Source organism: Actinoplanes sp. NPDC049599 (assembly GCF_044465625.1).
Taxonomy (GTDB): domain Bacteria; phylum Actinomycetota; class Actinomycetes; order Mycobacteriales; family Micromonosporaceae; genus Actinoplanes.
This window is the reverse complement of the sequence record NZ_JBITLX010000084.1, coordinates 1-1382: the sequence shown is the minus strand read 5'-3', so window position 1 is coordinate 1382 and position 1382 is coordinate 1. Positions and strand designations below refer to the sequence as shown.

The 1382-nt window shown below is 69.8% G+C and carries 2 protein-coding genes; both read right to left on the bottom strand.

Translation table 11 applies throughout. The annotated features are described in order from the left end of the window. Nucleotides 1-296: hypothetical protein (locus ACIBQZ_RS43310; protein ID WP_396094791.1), on the bottom strand; the 296-nt coding region annotated here is incomplete at its 3' end. Between the two features lie 307 nt (nucleotides 297-603). Then, the gene (locus ACIBQZ_RS43305) at nucleotides 604-1302 is read right to left on the bottom strand and encodes a LemA family protein (RefSeq protein WP_396094790.1); all 699 of its coding nucleotides are present in this window, start codon (nucleotides 1300-1302) and stop codon (nucleotides 604-606) included. Nucleotides 1303-1382 lie beyond the last annotated feature (80 nt).

The window sequence follows — 1382 nt, the reverse complement described above, 5'->3', positions numbered from 1 at the left end:
TGCACCGTGGCCCCGGCGTCCTCCCCGCGCTCCACCGCGTCCGCCACCAGGGTCTGGGCCGAGTCGCCCGACCCCTCCACCCCGGCGGCCTGCAGGCCGGCCTGATCCTTCAGCATCACCAGGTACTCGCCGGCGATCGCGCCCTTGCTCCCGGTACCGACCAGCGGGGCCGGCACATCCGCGAGCGCGCTCTGCTGACCGCCGCCGAAGGCGTGCGGCAGGGCGGTGGCGACCGGGGTCAGCGACACCGCCGCGACCGCCGCGACCGAGAGCCCGACCGCGATCCTGATCGTCACGGCCCGGCGCGGCATGCTCCAGTGAATGGCCCGGTGAGGGCGGCGAGGATCCGTCACGCACCGCAGCTTACGGGTGCGCACCGACAGGATGCCCGGCCCGCAATGGCGTACCGCGCCCAAAACCGCACGGAACGTGATTGCCATCGGCCGTTTCGCGGAGATACCGGGTAGTCCTTCCGGTGCTCCTATTTCTGGCTTGACCGAAACTTAAATGCGGTGCGGTGAATGGCTTCCGGCGTGTCCCCACCCCGCGGGCCGTGATCATGCCCGTCCGCTCCGGACAACTGAGCATGATCGCGAGGGGGCGTTACCGGGGGCGGCCAGGGGTGCCGTAGTCCGGATCGGTGCTGCCCAGAGAGGGCCCGGGCGCCGGGGCCCCCGGCTCCAGACCGGGCTGGGTGCCGGCGCCGGAGTTGCTGCCGCCGAAGCTGACCCCCGGCGAGGATCCGAAGCTGACCTGCGGGGCGGACCGCACCTGCTCGTTCTCCGCCTCGAAGTAGTCGGCCCGCTGGAAGCTGAACATCCCGGCGATGATGTTCGTCGGGATCGACTCCACCTTGGTGTTCAGCTCGCGCACGTTGGCGTTGTAGTACCGCCGGCCCGCGGCGATCCGGTCCTCCGTGGCCGACAGCTCGTTCTGCAGCGACAGGAAGTTCTGGTTCGCCTTCAGGTCGGGGTAGGCCTCGGCGATCGCGAACAGCCGGCCCAGCGACTGGGACAGCTGCCCCTCCTGCTGCGCCTGCTGGGCCACCGAGGCGCCCGGCGTGGTGGCCGCGTTCCGGGCCTGGATCACCGCGTCCAGCGTCTCCCGCTCGTGCGTGGCGTAGCCCTTGACCGTCTCCACCAGATTCGGGATCAGATCGTGGCGCCGGGTCAGCTCGACGTCGATCTGCTGCCAGGCCTCCTGCACCTGGTTGCGCTGGCGGACCAGGCCGTTGTAGCTCAGCACCAGCCACAGGCCGATGCCCACGACCAGGACGATCACGATGATCAGAGCAATCAGCATGAGCCGATCCTGTCAGGAAAGGCCAAGATCGGACAGACCGTACACGTACCGGTAGGGCAGCCCGGCCGCCTCCACCTTCT

Excerpts from the sequence above, each read along its gene's own strand:
- ACIBQZ_RS43305 (WP_396094790.1), bottom strand. The coding sequence starts at position 1,302 with ATGCTGATTGCTCTGATCATCGTGATCGTCCTGGTCGTGGGCATCGGC.